11 protein-coding genes are annotated in these 17,127 nt (G+C 68.0%); 1 reads left to right on the plus strand and 10 read right to left on the minus strand.

The features are described from left to right. Window positions 1-518 precede the first annotated feature (518 nt). The 10 genes from NBRGI_RS36130 to NBRGI_RS36175 form a co-directional block, all read right to left on the minus strand. On the minus strand, window positions 519-1,562 hold the full coding sequence (locus NBRGI_RS36130) for an NUDIX hydrolase (protein ID WP_029901657.1): 1,044 nt from the start codon (window positions 1,560-1,562) through the stop codon (window positions 519-521). Beyond that, window positions 1,562-2,686 carry a glycosyltransferase family 4 protein gene (locus NBRGI_RS36135; RefSeq protein WP_029901658.1) on the minus strand — a complete coding sequence of 375 codons (1,125 nt, stop codon included), beginning with the start codon at window positions 2,684-2,686 and terminating at the stop codon, window positions 1,562-1,564. The genes NBRGI_RS36130 and NBRGI_RS36135 overlap by 1 nt, the downstream gene beginning before the upstream one ends. Next, window positions 2,683-3,705, minus strand: a complete 1,023-nt coding sequence (locus NBRGI_RS36140) for a phosphatidylinositol mannoside acyltransferase (RefSeq protein WP_029901659.1) — start codon at window positions 3,703-3,705, stop codon at window positions 2,683-2,685. Before NBRGI_RS36140 ends, NBRGI_RS36135 begins: the two co-directional genes overlap by 4 nt. Window positions 3,706-3,748: 43 nt before the next feature. Then, window positions 3,749-4,444: a phosphatidylinositol phosphate synthase gene (gene pgsA, locus NBRGI_RS36145; RefSeq protein ID WP_029901660.1), complete on the minus strand. Its 696-nt coding sequence runs from the start codon at window positions 4,442-4,444 to the stop codon at window positions 3,749-3,751. 2 nt (window positions 4,445-4,446) lie between these two features. After that, window positions 4,447-5,040, minus strand: a complete 594-nt coding sequence (locus NBRGI_RS36150; RefSeq protein ID WP_029901661.1) for an HIT family protein — start codon at window positions 5,038-5,040, stop codon at window positions 4,447-4,449. Beyond that, entirely contained in the window at window positions 5,037-7,085 is a 2,049-nt protein-coding gene (thrS, locus tag NBRGI_RS36155) for a threonine--tRNA ligase (RefSeq protein ID WP_014986594.1), read from the minus strand. Before thrS ends, NBRGI_RS36150 begins: the two co-directional genes overlap by 4 nt. Before the next feature lie 181 nt (window positions 7,086-7,266). Further along, the gene (locus tag NBRGI_RS36160) at window positions 7,267-7,881 is read right to left on the minus strand and encodes a (2Fe-2S)-binding protein (protein ID WP_235211216.1); all 615 of its coding nucleotides are present in this window, start codon (window positions 7,879-7,881) and stop codon (window positions 7,267-7,269) included. Next, a complete protein-coding gene (locus NBRGI_RS36165) occupies window positions 7,878-8,297 on the minus strand; it encodes a TIGR02611 family protein (RefSeq protein WP_029901663.1) in 420 nt (139 codons plus the stop codon). The genes NBRGI_RS36160 and NBRGI_RS36165 overlap by 4 nt, the downstream gene beginning before the upstream one ends. Window positions 8,298-8,390: 93 nt before the next feature. Beyond that, a complete protein-coding gene (locus NBRGI_RS36170; RefSeq protein ID WP_029901664.1) occupies window positions 8,391-10,643 on the minus strand; it encodes a SulP family inorganic anion transporter in 2,253 nt (750 codons plus the stop codon). 266 nt (window positions 10,644-10,909) lie between these two features. Beyond that, on the minus strand, window positions 10,910-13,141 hold the full coding sequence (locus tag NBRGI_RS36175; protein WP_029901665.1) for a SulP family inorganic anion transporter: 2,232 nt from the start codon (window positions 13,139-13,141) through the stop codon (window positions 10,910-10,912). Window positions 13,142-13,527: 386 nt separating this feature from the next. On the opposite strand from NBRGI_RS36175, the gene NBRGI_RS36180 reads away from it, so the two are divergent. Further along, window positions 13,528-17,121, plus strand: coding sequence for a hypothetical protein (locus NBRGI_RS36180; protein WP_029901666.1), 3,594 nt, complete (start codon window positions 13,528-13,530; stop codon window positions 17,119-17,121). Window positions 17,122-17,127 lie beyond the last annotated feature (6 nt).

Genomic DNA, 17,127 nt, shown 5'->3' on the forward strand with positions numbered 1-17,127 from the left:
GATCGAATCGACCCAATTCTATGCGGGCCACCCAGGCCACTTGATAGCCAGTCGGAGAGGACTGGCCTTGTCGGCTACCAGCGAGGATGTCCGCCGAGGCCTGCACTGGACCGGTCCGCTCACACCTTCCGCAGGGCGCGAGGCCGCTTCGCTAACTTCCAGCGCGCCACCCGCCCCCGGGCACAGATCCCGCACACACGCCGAGTCCCGGCCCTTCGCCACAGGCGGGGTGATAAGCCGGGACTCGCGAGACGTACTACCGGGAACCGCTCAGAGCGGGCCGACCACGAAGATCGAAGCCCAATACTCGGCGGCGGACGGGCCGATGATCGGCAGCAGGAAATCGAACAACAGGTAGGACATGTATGTGGTTACCTCCGCGAGCCCAACGTTCTCCCCGCGGTGACGCGGGGACCGCAGCACCGAGCGTGCCGTTCCAGTAGCACTACCCATGCCGCGCCGATCCAGTCGCGACCGTAGCACGATCGTGAACCACATCACACCCGCCGACGCGAAAACTAGCGGATGGAACGGACTTCCGGATCGGTGGCCCCGGAGGCGGCCGCGGCTGCTTCGGCGAGCAGCTCGTCGAGGTTGTAGGGATAGACGGTTTCGCCGGAGCGGTCCAGCGCGACGATGTCGGCGACCGTGCACCACTTGTTGCCGGTGATCGAACGGCGTTCTATCGCAGTGAGATTCGTGGCCTGCGGTTCGTAGCCCGGGACGCGCAACGCGAAGAAGAGCTCTTCGGAGCGGATGAGGTCGCCGTCGAAGGGGAACACCGCGACCCGGCGCCAGATAGGTCCGCGCAGACTTTCCGGGTCCGCCTTGTACCCCGTCTCCTCGTACAGCTCGCGCACGGCCGCGTCGCGCAGGCTCTCCCCCGGCTCCACGCCGCCGCCGACGGTGAACCAGAACGAGATGTCGGGCGTCTTGGGATCGTTGCCGCGCATCAGCAGGGTGCGATCGTTCTCGTCGAACAGCACGATCCTGGCGGTGGTGCGGGTCGTGTCGACGTCGAGCCCGGTCGAGGCGGCGGGGGTGGCCCGCTCGGTGATCTCGAAATACGTGGGCAGCGGGGCGGTGCCGCCGAGGTGCAGGATGCGGACCGGCCTGCGGGTGCGCAGCGCGAGCGTGTCGCGGACCGCGTCGTTGTGGAACCGCCGGGCGATGAGCACGCGGGCTTCGGCGTCGGCGAGCTCGGCCACCATCTGCGGCCGCAGCAGTGCGGTGTCGACCGCCGAAAGTGCCGCGGAGAGTTGGTTTTCCACCGCTTCCCGGTCGAGGCGTCCGGCGCGCTCGGCCCGGTCGGCGAGCACCGCCAAGAGCTTGGCCCGGTCGAGGGTCGCCGGATCGGCACCGGGATCGGTGAGCGCGGAGGCCACCGCCCGGGCCACCACCGCCCGCCGCGACAGCGCCGCGTCGAGCGCCTGCCAGGACTGGTCGGAGCGCACGTGCAGCCGGTCGAGCCGGTTCGCGGTGGAGTACGCCCAGAGACCGATCGCGATGACGACCGCGGTGATCAGCGCGAGAACGAGGACCGTGGTCGCGGAGAAAGTGATCATCCGGCGGCCCGCACCCTGGTGTCGCCGACGGTCACCGTCTCGTAGACCCGCAGGATCTGCTCGGCCACCACCGGCCAGTCGTATTCGCCGACCACCTGGGTGGCGGTGTGCACCAGCGCCTCGCGCCGCGCGTCGTCGGTGAGCATGTCGTCGATGGCGGTCGCCAGCGCGGCCGAATCACCCACGGGCACCAGCACTCCCGCCGCGCCGTCGCGCAGCACCCGGCGGAAGGCGTCCAATTCGCTTGCCACCACCGCGGTTCCGGCCGCCATCGCCTCGATCAGGATGATGCCGAAGCTTTCCCCACCGAGGTTCGGGGCGACATAGACGTCGGCGCTGCGCATCGCCGAGGCCTTCTCCGCGTCCGACACCTGCCCGAGGAAGCGCAGATGTCCGGCATCGGCCCCGGCCTCGCGGCGCAGCCGTTCCTCGTCGCCGCGGCCGACGATGAGAATCTCCAGGTCGGGATGTTTGCGGACCAGCGCGGGCAGCGCACCGAGCAGCACGTCCATCCCCTTGCGCGGCTCGTCGTAGCGGCCGAGGAACAGCACGCTGCGTCCCGGGCGCGGATAGCCGGGCAGCATCGGCGCCCGCGCGAACGCGGGCACGTCGACGCCGTTGGGAATCTCCACGGCGTCGGACCCGAGCGCCTCCACCTGCCAGCGACGCGCCAGCTCCGAGACGGCGATGCGTCCGCTGATCTTCTCGTGGTAGGGCCGCAGCACGCCCTGAAAAGTGCTGAGCACCAGCGATTTCGTGGTCGAGGTGTGGAAGGTCGCGACGATCGGTCCCTCGGCGATCTTCAACGCGAGCATCGACAGGCTCGGCGCGTTCGGCTCGTGGATGTGCAGCACATCGAAATCGTTGCCGTCGATCCAGCGCCGAATCCTGGTGTAGGCCATGGGCCCGAAGGACAGCCGCGCCACCGATCCGTTGTACGGGATCGCCACCGCGCGACCGGCGGACACCACGAAGTCCGGCAGCGGCGTGTCGTCGGCGGCGGGCGCGAGCACGCTCACCCGATGGCCACGCTCGATGAACACCCTGGCCAGCTCGACCACGTGGGCCTGCACGCCGCCGGGGACGTCGAACGAATACGGGCAGACCATGCCGATTTTCATGCGGACCCATCCGTCGGCGGCGTCGTATCCGTGCGCGCCGCCGGCTTCTCGGACGGTGCGGGGCTGTCGGCAGCCGGCGTGGCGTGCTCGCGCTGCGCCGCCGCGATCCGGGCCAGCCGCGCCTCGGACAGATCACCCTCCCACATCGGTTGCAGCATATGCCAGTCCGCCGGATGGGCCGCGATGTTCGCGGCGAAACGATCGGCCAGTGTCTGTGTGGCGGCCGCGACCCCCTGCGAAACATCCACGGGCGACTCGACTTTCATTCCCCACGCTTCGGCGCCGTCGGCGGTGAACCAGGTGTGCACGGGCAGCATGGCCGCGCCGGTCTGCGCGGCCAGTTTCGCGGCGCCGGCCGGCAGCCAGGTGCGCTCGCCGAAGAAGGTCACGGGCACCCCGCGCCCGGTCAGGTCGCGCTCCCCCATCAGGCAGACGACCTTGTTCTCGGCCAGCCGCGCGCTCAGCTGCACGAACGGCGGCTGCTCACCGCCGGTCAACGGGAACACCTCGAACCCGAGGCTCTCCCGGTAGGCGAGGAATCGCTTGTACAGCGACTCCGGCTTCAGACGTTCGTTGACAGTGGCGAAGGTGCCGTGGTTCTGCACCAGCCAGACCCCGGCCATGTCCCAGTTGCCCGAGTGCGGCAGCACCAGGATCACACCGCGTCCGGCGGCCAGCCCCGCCTCGAGGTGTTCGGTTCCGGCGACCGGCAGCGCACCGATCGCGGCGTGATCCATCGACGGCAGCCGGAAGGCCTCGCGCCAGTACCGGGCGTAGGAGCGCATGCTCGCCTGGATCAGCTCGTCCGGCACGTCGGCAGGAGTGCCGCCGAGCACGCGAGCAAGGTTGCGGCGCAGTTGATTCGGCGCACCGCCCGCGCGGAAGGCGCGATTGGCCTTGCGCGACACCCGATCCGCCCCCCAGTCGAACAGTCGTCGCGCCGTCGACTCGGGCAATGCCCGCACCAGCCGCCAGCCCGCCGCGTACCCGGCGTCGCCGATCCGCTCCCCGAATGTCATGCCCCTGCCTCCCACACCACGCCACCAGCACACGGCGGCGGTCTCACGACGGCAGCTCCGTCGCGTTCGCCGTTCCCGCCGTGGGGTTTTCCGGCCGCGCGGGCGTGATCACGTCCCGCGCGCCCGGGGATCTACGGACCGCGAGCACCCGCTGGAACACCGTGACGATGCTGAGCACCGCCAGGATCCACATCGCGACGTGTACCGCGTAGGTGAGCCAGTCCAGTCCCCAGTATCCGCCGATTCCGGTGAATCCGGCGCCGACGAGCACGATGATCAGCCGGTCCGGGCGCTCGATGATGCCGCCGTCGGCGGACAGCCCGCTGGCTTCGGCGCGCGCCTTCGCGTACGAGATCACCTGGGAGGTCACCAGCACCACGAGCGTCGCGGCGAACAGCGGCTTGTGGTGCTCGTGGTAGACCGCCCACCAGGCCAGACCGCCGAAGATGGCGCCGTCGGCGACCCGGTCGCAGGTGGCGTCGAGCACCGCACCGTATTTCGTGCCGCCGCCGCGCGCTCTGGCCATGGCGCCGTCGAGCATGTCGAACATGACGAAGAACCAGATCACCATGGTTCCCCAGAACAGATGCCCGGTGGGGAACAGGGTGACCGCGGCGAGGATCGAGGCGGTGGTGCCGATGACGGTCACCGCGTCCGGGGTGAGCCCGGTGCTCACCAGCGCTTTGCCCAGCGGCGCAGTCGCTTTGGCGAACGTGTCGCGGCCGAAGAAGCTCAGCACTTCTAGTCGACTTCCTTCCAGGCCGCCGACAGCAGCGCGCGCGTCTCGCGCAGCAGCTGCGGCATCACCTTCGCGCCGCCGACCACGGTGATGAAGTTGGCGTCCCCACCCCAGCGCGGCACGATGTGCTGGTGCAGGTGGTCGGCCAGCGAACCCCCGGCCACGCCACCGAGATTCAGCCCGACATTGAACCCGTGCGGCCGCGACACCCGCTTCATCACCCGGATAGCCTGCTGGGTGAACGCCATGAGCTCGGCGCTCTCGGGCTCGGTGAGATCCTCGAGGTTGGCGACCTTGCGGTACGGCACCACCATCATGTGGCCCGGGTTGTACGGGTAGAGGTTGAGTACCGCGTACACCAGTTCGCCGCGCGCGATGACCAGGCCGTCCTCGTCGGACATCTTCGGGATGTCGGTGAACGGGTGCCCGGTCGAGCTCGGGTCGGTGGCCGCGGCCTCGGCGATGTAGGACATCCGGTACGGCGTCCACAACCGCTGCAACCGATCCGGTTCGCCCGCCCCGCGATCCACGATGCTGCCCTGTTCGCCGGCGTCGTTCAGTTCGTCGAGGCCATCCGGCACCGTACGTTCGGTCATCCTGCGCCCTTGATCTCGAAGCCCTCAGCGGTCGGCGACGCGTTCTCCCGGTGCTCGAGCCACGCCACGATGGTGGCCACCGCGTCCGCGACCGGCACCCCGTTGACCTGGGTGCCGTCGCGGAACCGGAAGCTCACCGCGCCGGCCGCGACGTCACGCTCGCCCGCGAGCAGCATGAACGGCACCTTCTGCGCGGTGTTGTTGAAGATCTTCTTCTGCATCCGGTCGTCGCTGCGGTCGACCTGCGCCCGCACGCCCGCGTCCTGCAGCCGCTCGATCACCTGATCCAGGTGCGGCGCAAAGGCTTCCGCGACCGGGATGCCGACCACCTGCACCGGCGACAGCCAGGCCGGGAACGCGCCCGCGTAGTGCTCGGTGAGCACGCCGAAGAAGCGTTCGATGGAACCGAAGAGCGCGCGGTGGATCATCACCGGCCGCTGCTTGGTGCCGTCGGACGCGGTGTACTCCAGGTTGAACCGTTCCGGCAGGTTGAAGTCCAGCTGGATGGTCGACATCTGCCAGGTGCGGCCCAGCGCGTCCTTGGCCTGCACGGAGATCTTCGGGCCGTAGAAGGCGGCGCCGCCCGGATCGGGCACCAGCTCCAGGCCGGAGGCCGAGGCCACCTTGGACAGCGTCTCGGTGGCCTCCTCCCAGATCTCGTCGGAGCCGACGAACTTCTTCGGGTCCTTGGTGGACAGCTCGAGGTAGAAGTCGTCGAGACCGTAGTCCTTCAGCAGACCGAGCACGAACTCCAGTGTGCTGGTCAGTTCGGCGTGCATCTGCTCTTTGGTGCAGTAGATGTGCGCGTCGTCCTGGGTCATGCCGCGCACCCGGGTCAGGCCGTGGATGACGCCGGACTTCTCGTAGCGGTACACCGAGCCGAATTCGAAGAGACGCAACGGAAGTTCCCGATACGACCGGCCGCGCGCCCGGAAGATCAGGTTGTGCATCGGGCAGTTCATCGGCTTGACGTAGTAGTCCTGGCCGGGCTTGCGGACGGTGCCGTCCTCGTTCAGCTCCGCGTCCAGGTGCATGGCCGGGAACATGCCGTCGCGGTACCAGTCCAGGTGACCGGAGACCTCGAACAGGTGCCCCTTGGTGATGTGCGGGGTATTGACGAACTCGTAGCCCGCCGCGACATGCCTGCGCCGCGAGTACTCCTCCATCTCCTTGCGGATGATGCCGCCCTTGGGATGGAACACCGGCAAGCCGGAGCCGAGCTCGTCGGGGAAGCTGAACAGGTCGAGTTCCAGGCCGAGTTTGCGGTGGTCGCGGCGCTCGGCCTCGGCCAGCAGGTGCAGGTACTCGTCGAGCGCCTCCTGCGACTCCCACGCGGTGCCGTAGATGCGCTGCAGGCCTTCGCGGTCCTGATCGCCGCGCCAGTAGGCGGCCGAGCTGCGGGTGAGCTTGAAGGCCGGGATGAACTTGGTGGTCGGGATGTGCGGGCCGCGACACAGATCGCCCCACACGCGTTCCCCGGTGCGCGGGTCCAGGTTGTCGTAGATGGTCAGCTCTTTACCGCCGACCTCCATCACCTCGGGATCGTCGATCCCGGACTTGTCGCTGATCAGCTCCAGCTTGAACGGCTCCTTGGCCAGTTCGACGCGGGCGTCCTCGACCTCGACCACGCGGCGCGAAAACCGCTGCGCGCCTTTGACGATCTTCTTCATCCGGGATTCCAGCTTGGCCAGATCCTCCGGGGTGAACGGCTTGTCGACCTGGAAGTCGTAGTAGAAGCCGTCCTTGATGGGCGGGCCGATGCCGAGCTTGGCCTCGGGGAACTCCTGCTGCACCGCTTGGGCGAGCACGTGGGCGGCGGAGTGCCGGATGACACTGCGGCCGTCTTCGGTGTCGGCGGCGATCGCCTGCACCTCGACGTCGGTGTCCGGGGTCCAGGACAGGTCCTTGAGGCCCTCGGCGTCACGCACGACGACGATGGTGTCCGGCCCCTTGGTCGCCAGCCCGGCCTCGCGTACCGCGGCGCCCGCCGTCGTCCCGGCCTGTACAACGACAGTCACCGGGCTGTTGCGGGCTGAGGTGGTCACGGCAGTGCTCTCCTTGGCTTTTCTCGGGTGCGGGAGGTTCCCGCGGATCATGGCCGGGACAGCAGTTGTCCCGGCGCGACCATGCTAGCTAGCCCGGCTTCCCACGTCTTGCGCCGGTTACTGGGCGCGTCCAATCTTTGCATTGCGGACCGACAGTCGTGCAATTGATCAGACGGGCACGTCAATTCTCCCCGGCCAGGCGCTCCAGCATGGCGGTCCGCTCGGCGGCGGGCCGCTTGGGGCAGCTGGTGCACATCTCACAACCGGGGACCTCGTAGACGACGCAGCAGGAGATCCGTTTGACGAATGTGCGGCCGCCGATCTCGACGAACCGGGGTATCGGCAGCTTGCCGCCGATGGCGGCGGCCAACCGGGCGCCCGCCGCGCCGTCACCCGCGTCCAGCGCCCGGTTCCCGACCGCGTCGGCGACGATCGCCCACAGGGCGGGCACGCCGGCGCCCGACACCTCGGCGACCGGACCGATCACCGCCGCAAGGGTTTCCCGCAGGGCCACGCCGGGCTCGGCCGCGGCGTCCGGCTCGGCGAGCACGTGAATGCGCTCCACCCCGCCGTCCGGCCGGACCTCGCAGTCGAACCGGTCCAGCACCGGTTCCACCGCGGGCTGCCCGTGCGCATAGGCGCGAGCGACCTGCTCGACGAGCGCGGAGGCGACCATGCACCACCACAGCGTGCCCGCGATCCGCGGCGAGGTGGTCCCCCAGGAATGCCCCATCTCCGCGATCCGCGCCGCCAGCCACTGCGGCTCGGTCAACGTTCGCCCGGGGACGGTGTTCACCACTTCAGGGGACTGCGTAACCATTGCCACTCGACTCCGATCCAGCTGCCGACCATCCCGAACGTGCCCAATACCCAGAGCGTCGCGACGACCAGCGCGAAGGTGGCGGCCGCCGCGAACACCCGCATGGCGAGACCCCGTTCGGAATACCACGCCATACCCTGCCGGTACTTGTCGCGCAGCCAGCCGAGTGCCCGGCGCGCCCAGGCGAATTCGGTGGCGAGGATGCCAAGTCCGGCGAAGACGATCGCCCAGCCGGGTCCGGGGTACGGAATCGCCAGGATCCCGAGCGCGAGCACCGCGACACCGGCCAGCGCGACCCCGATCCGGTAGACCAGGTTCAGCGTAGGGCGCTCGGCGATGCGGGCACGGAAGGCGCGCCAGCCTGTTGATCGGGTTTCCAGCTCCGCGGTCATCTTTCTCAGCTTACGAGTCGGCGGGCCGCGCCAGGGCGGCCCGAACGCGTCGAACCCGCCCGGCGGTAGCGGGCGGGTTCGATGCGCGTGCGATCAGACCAGTTCGGGCATGACCCGCTGGCCCGCTTCGTCATCGATGTGCGCCAGGCCGTGCTCGGTCACCTCGATGACCCGCCCGCTGGCGATATCGAAGAACAGGCCGGACACGGTGACCCCGCGCTCGTCGACTGCCCTGCGCACAGCCGGGTGCCGCTGCAGGTTCTCCAACTGCACCGCGACGTTCACCATGCTCAGCTGATCGACCTCGTTGAAACCGGCGCGCGCCGCGGCCACCGCCACCGGGTGGCCTCGGTGCAGCCGGTCCAGGCTGGGCCGGCCGTGGGCGAGCCACTTGTCGATCTCCGGACCCGCCTGCGCGCCCGAGTGCAAGGCCTTCATGGCGCCGCACGACGAGTGGCCGCAGACCACGATCGAGCGCACGTTCAGCTCCTCCAGCGCGAAGACGAGCGCCGCGTCGACCGACGGATCACCCACGGCCGGAACGAGATTGCCCACATTGCGGACGGTGAACAGGTCACCGGGACCGCTGTTGGTGATCATGTTCGGCACGATGCGCGAGTCGGCGCAGGTGAGGAAGAACGAATCCGGATCCTGGCTGTGCACCAGTTCGTCCAGATGCGGCCGCACCACGTGGGCGTGGCTGCGGTGGTAGGCCGCGACGCCGGCCGCGATCGGGTCGTCGTGCTCGTCGCGCCGCCACGGACCGAGGATGTCGCTCAACACCGCGCGGCCGAAACTGCGCGACGGCGGACCCGAGGTGGCGTGCTCCATCCTGGCACTGCCGATCTCCACGAAATCGACACTGCCGCCGTTGCTTTCCTGCTGACGCACCCAGTCCTCGATGGCCTCGAACGCGGCGTGATCGAGGAAGTCGACGGTCATCTCGACGGTGACGTCGGCGTCCGAGGGCACCTTCATGAATTCCGCGGACAGCTTCGGCAGCGCGAGGAACGTGCAGGAGCCGTCGATGGTGATCATCCAGCGCTGCGAGCCCGGAATCTGCCTGGCGTTGATGGCCACCCGCACCACGCGCCACAGCAGCAGTCCGAACGCCAGCGCGAGGCCGATCAGCACGCCCTCCAGCAGGTTGAGGAACACCACGCCGAGGATGGTGGCGGAGTAGACGAACAGATCACCGGTACGCCGGGCGAGCCGGATGTGCGCCAGCTTGACCAGCTGCGTACCGATGACGATCAGCAGGCCGGCCAGCGCAGCCTTCGGAATCTGCTGCACCACGGCGGCCAGGGCCACCGAGAACACCAGGATCCAGACGCCGTGCAGCACCGCGGAGGCGCGACTGCGCGCACCGGCCTGCACGTTGGTGGCGCTGCGCACGATCACACCGGTCACCGGCAGGCCGCCGAGCAGGCCGGAGAGCACGTTGGACGAACCCTGACCGATCAGCTCGCGGTCGAAATTGGTGCGCCGGCCCGAATGCATCTTGTCCACCGCGACGGCCGAGAGCAGGCTCTCCACGCTGGCGATCAGGGCGATGGTGATGATCATCAGCACCACGGCCGACCAGTCGCCGCGCGGCAGTTCCGGCAGGCCGATCGCGTCGAACAGCGAGCCGTTCAACACGATTCGCTCGGCGCCGGTCGGCAGCACCATGGCGAGCAGGGTGGCCGCGACCACCGCGACCAGCGGCCCGGGCACGGCACGCACCTTGGCGGGCAGGTACTTCCAGCCCAGCATGATCGCGATGACCACCGCACCGATGAACGCGTCGCCACCGTGCAGCGACATCAGCTGCCCGGGTAGCTGGGTGATGTTCTTCCACGCGGAGCTGTGCGACGAGCCGCCGAGCAGCACGTGAATCTGTTGCAGCGCAATGGTGATACCGATACCCGCGAGCATCGCGTGCACCACCACCGGCGCGACGGCCAGTGCGGCGCGCGCGATCCGGCTGAGGCCGAACAGGATTTGCAGCACACCGGCCGCGACGACGATGAAACCGGTTACCTTCCAGCCGAATTGGCTGATGGACTCGGCAACCACGACAGTGAGACCGGCGGCGGGGCCGCTCACCTGGAGCACGGAGCCGCCGAGCAGGCCGGCGACGATGCCGCCGACGACGGCGGCGATGAGACCCGCCATGACCGGCGCACCGGAGGCGAGGGCGATGCCGAGGGACAGCGGCAGCGCGACCAGGAAGACCACAATCGATGCGGGCACGTCATGGCGCAGAATCGATTGGACACGTTCGGACATCTGTCCGGAACTTCGACCCGAGCCCGCGGGGACTGGCGGTGACATCGGTGGGGCTAAATCGTTATCGATAGCCATGACTTCTCCTTCGCCGAACCCGGTCCGGAGACCGAGGTCGGTTGACGATCAAATGTCCAGCAGGGCAAGCGACCGCGAACCGGCATTCTCGCGGTGAAGCAGCTCTCCCGACACGGCAACGGGTCGGGATGTAAACCGAATCAAGATTATTAGTAAAGACTTAGCAAAGCCTGAGAACCACGCAAACTATGCGTAAATTCGCAGCTCCCAGGGCTATGGCCTGCCTCACAAGCTTGCGAAGGCGGTATCGAGGCCCGTCTCGGGGGTTACACCGGCTGTGCGGCGACACGGCGCCCCTCATCGTCGAATTCCGCGATGCCGTCCACGGTCACCTCGATCACCCGGGCGGTGGCCAGGTCGAAGAACAGACCCGAGACCGCGACGCCGCGCTCCTCGATCCCCTGCCGGACGGCGGGATGGGCGTGCAAGGTCTCGAGCTGCACCGCGACGTTCACCATGCCGAGCTGGTCCACCTCCCCGAAGCCGGCGAACGCCGCCGCCTCGGCCACCGGATGCCCGAGCCGGAACCGGTCGAGGCTGGGCCGCGCGTGCGCCAGCCAGTCCCCCAGGCCGGGGCCGGTCCGCACGTCGCGGTACAGCGCCTCCATCGCGCCGCAGCCGGAATGCCCGCACACCACGACCGCGCGCACGTCGAGCTTCTCCAACGCGTAGATGAGCGCGGCCTCCACCGAGACGTCACTGCCCGCGGTCGGCACCAGATTGCCCACGTTGCGGACGGTGAACAGGTCACCGGGGCCGCTGTTGGTGATGACGTTCGGGACCACGCGCGCATCGGCGCAGGTCAGGAAGAACGAGTCGGCATCGGGCCGATGCTGCAGACCCGCCAGGTGCGACCGCAGCAGGTGCGCGTGCCCGCGATGGTAGGCGGCGATGCCGGCCGTGATCGGATCCTCCCGGTTGCCGCTGCGCCGCCACGGGCCGATCGCCTGATCGAGCACCTTCCTGGAGTGCCCGCGCTCGGGCGGCCCGGCGGTCGCCGTCGCCATCCGCGCGCTGCCGATCTCGACGAATTCGACTGCGCCCCCCTCGGATTCGCGACGCGCCGCCCACTCGGTGATCCGCTCGTAGGAGGCATGATCGAGGAAGTCCACGGTCATCTCGACGGTGACGTCCGCGTCCGCGGGCACCTTCGCCAGCTCGGCGCTGAGTTTCGGCAGCGCGAGGAAGGTGCAGGTGCCGTCGATGGTGACCACCCAGCGGCGGGTACCGGCCACCGGAGCGGCGGCGATCGTCACCCGGACCACCCGCCACAGCAGCAGCGCGAACGAGAGCACGAGCCCGATCACCATGCCCACCAACAGGTTCAGGAACACCACGCTGAGCACCGTCGCGACGTAGACGTAGAGATCACCGGTGCGCCGGGCCAGCCGGATGTGCGCCAGCTTGACCAGCTGCACGCCGATCAGGATCAACAGCCCGGCCAGCGCCGCCTTCGGGATCTGCTGCACCAGACCGGCGAACGCGACCGAGAACAGCAGGATCCAGATCCCGTGCAGCACGGTCGCCGCCCTGGTCTGCGCGCCCGCGTTCGCGTTGGTGATGCTGCGGACGATCACCGCGGCGATCGGCAGGCCGCCGAGCAGGCCGGATACCGCGTTCGCCGTGCCCTGGCCGATCAGTTCCCGGTCGAGGTTGGCCGTGCTGCCGGGGCGCAGCTTGTCCACGGCGACCGCCGAGAGCAGGGTCTCCACGCTGGCGATGAGCGCGATCGTCACCATGGTCAGCGCGATCGCCGTCCAGGTGCCCGACGGCACCGCGGGCAGACCGATCGCGTCCAGCAGCGAACCGTCGAGCACCAGCCGCTCCACCTGGGTGGGCAAGACCAGCGACAGCACGGTCGCGACCACCACCGCGACCAGCGGCCCGGGGACCGACCGGACCTGACGCGGCAGGAACTTCCAGCCGACCAGGATGACGATCACCACCAGGCCGATCACCAGGTCGCCGCTGTGCACCGACATCAGCTGGTGCGGCAGCTGCACGAGGCTGTCGAACGAGGAACTCAGCGAGGCGCCGCCCAGCAGCACGTGCACCTGTTGCAGCGCGATGATCACGCCGATACCGGCCAGCAACGCGTGCACCACCACCGGCGCGATCGCCAGCGCGGCGCGCGCTATTCGACTGAGCCCGAACAGGATCTGCAAAAGGCCGGCGCCGACGGTGATGAAACACGTGGCAGCCCAGCCGAATTGATGCACGCTCTCGGCGACGATCACCGTGAGGCTGGCCGTCGGCCCGCTCACCTGCACCGCCGAGCCGCCGAGCAGACCGGCGACCACCCCGCCGACCACGGCGGCGATCAGCCCGGCGGCGACCGGCGCGCCGGAGGCGACCGCGACACCGAGGGAAAGGGGCAGTGCGACAAGGAAAACCACGATCGAAGCGGGCAGATCGTGGCGGCCGAGAGTGGCCAGACGTTCAGATAAAGAGGCAGTGCGCGGCAACGTCCGTGGTGCAGGATCGGTGTCGGTGGACATATTTCTCCTTCGCCGGGCGAACGCACGCCGTCCCGGTTCATCGGTGGAACATGTACTGGCATCGAAAGCGAGCAGCGGGCGAAGCTCAACCGCCCGAGAGCGGCAAACCCGAGTGACGCGAAGGTCTGGACAATAGTAAAGACTTCGCAAAGCATATGAAAAGGTTTGCAACGGAATCTTTCCCGTCGTCACCAAATTGTGACCGTGGTCACATCCTGCTCTCAGGGTTCGGCCGGGTATGTACCGCAGGTCGGTCGCATCGGTGCCGGATGTGTGCGAGTACTCGCGTCCGGCGTCGCCATCGGCTCGACAATGAGTCCCGTCACTCGGACACACGAACAGCACCGCAGCCGGGGCCCGCGACGGCAGTCGCGCAGGAGGAAATCATGAACACCGTCGCCGGTCGAATCGTCAGCATGGAATCCGGCCGCGGCGTCGCCGACGTCACCGTGACCGCGCTCGCCGAAGGGATCGAGAACGAGTACGGGCTCGCACACAGACGCCTCGGATCGACTCTCACCGACCAGGATGGCCGCTTCCGCATCGACTACGAGCCGCCGGATGCCGCACCCGACTGGGAACTGGTCACCCTCGCCACCGCGGGCCGGGACTGCGAGCAGGACGCGGTGCTGGCGCGGTGCCCTCGGCGCGGACCGGCGCCCGTCGAGTCGGTCATGCTCCGGATTCCGGACGGGGCACTCGTCGACGCTGATCTGGCGGTACCGGGCGCAGCGCCACAGGCCGCCGGCGTCATCGCCGCCGAGGCCGATGCCAGGGCGTACGCGAACGCGCTCGCCGCCGACCGGCGGCGGTTGCTGGCCGTCGGGCTGAACGCGGCCCGTGCGACCAGGAAGCAGACAGAGAAGAAGTTCGATCGCTTCATCACCGGATTGAGCGATGCCGCGGGCGGCCGAGGTGAACGCCGGTACGCGCCCAAGGAAACCCCTGTCTCCGAAGCCGTGCTGACCGCAGTGCGCGATGGGCTCACGAACTCCATCCATCAGCTCGCCCTCGACAACCACCGCGTCTTCACCGCGAGCGAGATCGCAAGCCTGCGTGCACAATTCCCTGACCTGAAGAACGTCGACGCGGCCGCCGTGGACCAGATCAGCCCGGCAGGCAAGAAGGTACTGCCGATCGGGCTGCAATGGTTCGATCCGCTCTGGGCCTGCCGTCGCCAGACGCCGATCAACGACTGCGTCGCACTGCTCGACCCGAATCACCCACAACCGCAGGACAACCCGGCCGACGGCCCGGCCGCCGACCAGCCCGCCGACGAGCCCGGCACCGGGGATCCCGCACCGCAGCCTGCCGCCGACACCAGCATCGACGGCCTGATCACCCGCCTGACCGCATCCCTGTCCGCACCGGAATCGTCTGTGCTGGTGGGCATCCGGCCGGGCCTCGGCGACGTGCAGGCCGGCGTGGACGGGTTCGCGCTGCGCAGTGGCCCCGCCGATGTGCCTGCTACCCATGACTTCCATCACCTGCGCATCGCGTTCGAATCGGTGTGGCAGGAGCTTTTCGACCGGGAGACGCTCGCGACGGGTCGTCAGCTCTATGACAAGTTCGTCGAGCTGGGATTGGACCCGAACGACTATCTCGTCGAACACAACGGGCACAGCGGCTATTCGGTGGTGCCGCCCTGGCTGAAAGGAAACCTGCTACAGGCGATGCTCGAGTCGCTCTACAGCGGCGGCTACGGCGGCAGCACGGCGACCGGTGGCCCGCCGCCGGAGGTGACGCAGTGGTTCTATCTGACCGACCGGGAGTGGTCGGTCCTCAACCCCCAGCATCGCAATACCCTGACCTCGCTGGGCACCCAACTGAACACCCTGTCGCAGAAGTCCTCGGAACTGCAAGATCTCACGAAAACGCTGCCCTTGTTCAAGGAGCTGTTCACTCAGATCATGCGAGCCGAGGTCGAGAGTCTCGATCGGCAGATGCGGATTCTGCAGAACCGCGGGGCACGAGTGGTCAAGTACGCCAAGGAGTTGGCGCAGGCACCGCGCGAGTTCGAGAAACTGCACGAGCTGTTGTCGGCGCTGGAGAAGTCGCTGAAGGAGCCCTACCGGTTCAACGTCTACGCCGCGGGCCCCACTGGCCGCAGCATCAATTTCGGTGTCTTGGAGACCTATCGGCAGCAGTGGACTCCGCTGACGTATCAGGTCGGCGAGCTGGTCCGCACGGTGCCGTTGGCGCCCAAGGAAACTCGCAAGTACTCACGCAAAACGGTGCGGAAGCAGAACCGGGCGCAGAAGGAGTCGACCAGTCGCCTCGAATCGCTACGCAGCGAATCGAGTGTCACCGCCCGGGTCGAGGCCGAGATCATCGCCCGCGCCGAGACGAAGTCGAACTTTCACGTGGGCGCGGCCGCGGGGATCTCGCTGGGCGTCACGTTCAAGGGCACCACCAGTTTCGGGCAGAACGCCGCGCAGCTGTCCCAGGAGACCAAGAAGGAGTTCCGCGAGTCGGTCTTCAAGGCGGCCGCGGAGTACCGGACCGAGAACCGGGTGGAGGTCGAGGTCGGCCAGACCTACGAGTTCGCCGAGGAAGAGTCCGGGGAGCTGACCAACCCCAACGACGAACTGCCGGTGACGTTCCTGTTCTATGAGTTGCAGCGCAAGTACCGGATCGACGAGAAGCTGCGCAAGGTCACCCCGGTCATCCTGGTCGCCCAGGAGTTTCCCGCGCCCGACGAGATCGATGACGACTGGATCGTGGCCCACGATTGGATCCTGCGCCGGGTCATCCTGGACGACTCGTTCGTGCCGGCGATGAACTACCTGGCCACCAAGGTCGTGGGCGACGAGCATGCGCTGCAGCAACTGTACGAGAACCTGCAACAGCAGCGCCGCATCGCGGACGAGTTGACCGAGGAGCTCGTCCTGGTCCGGGCACAACTCGATTCACGCTATGAGGCGCTGCAGCGCTCGCTGCGCGCCCGCGCGGACACGATCCAGCAGGAGAGCGACGAAGGCTTGCTGGAGAGCGGCCACGAATTCCTTTTCGGCGGAGACGATCCCGACGCCGAGGCGATGAAGGCCCGCGAGGACGCGACCCGCGACGCCTACCAGCGCGTCCTGACCCAGGAGCACGACCTGCAGGAACGCCTGACCCGGGAAACGACCGCAGTCGCCGAATTGAGCGACAAGTACACCGCCCAGCTGTCGGATCACCTGAACCGGCGCACCCAGATCTCGCGGCTGCGCACCCACATCAAGGCCAACATCATGCACTACATGCAGGCCGTCTACAGTCACGAACCGCCTGATCAGCGGTACTTCAGGCTGCGCGATGTGCGGGTACCCCGGCTGGTCGGCAAGAAGACCTATACGATCACCACCGATCCGGACGCGGTGCCCTTGCCGCCGACCTGGCGCAAGCCGCACAAACTCACCGCCCGGGTGCATATCGACACCGAGGATATGGGCTTCGACGCGCTCGGCGACGTGGCCGATCTCGATAATCCGCTGGGGTTCAAGGGCAATTACATGATCTTCCCGCTGACCCGGGAGAACGCGCTCACCGACTACATGCTGACGCCGTACTACAACCCGTTCACCGGCCTGCACGATCCCGATCAACTGGCCACCTGGACCCTGCACGAGTTCGCCGAGTATGTCTGCTGCGTACGCGCGAACACCGATGATCGCACGTTCGCACTGCTGTTGCCCGGACTGATCGAAACCTATCGACGGCTCAAAGAGCGCGCCAACGACGACAACGAACTCGTCGTGCCCACCGGGTCGCTGTACATCGAGGCGCTGCCCGGCGTGCACCCGCTGCTGGAGGACTTCAAACTCGCCCATCGGGCCGTCGACGTGAAGAAGGCACAGGCCGAGGTCCGGCTGAGCGAACTGGAGAATCTGCGGATGGCGGCCAGGCTGCTCGCCGACGAGCACGACGACCCACGGGTGGACAAGAAGATCGTCATCGAGGGCGCCCCGGCGGTGGCCATCGATCCCGACACGATCTGAGGCCGG

Source organism: Nocardia brasiliensis IFM 10847, from assembly GCF_000710915.1.
Taxonomy (GTDB): domain Bacteria; phylum Actinomycetota; class Actinomycetes; order Mycobacteriales; family Mycobacteriaceae; genus Nocardia; species Nocardia brasiliensis_A.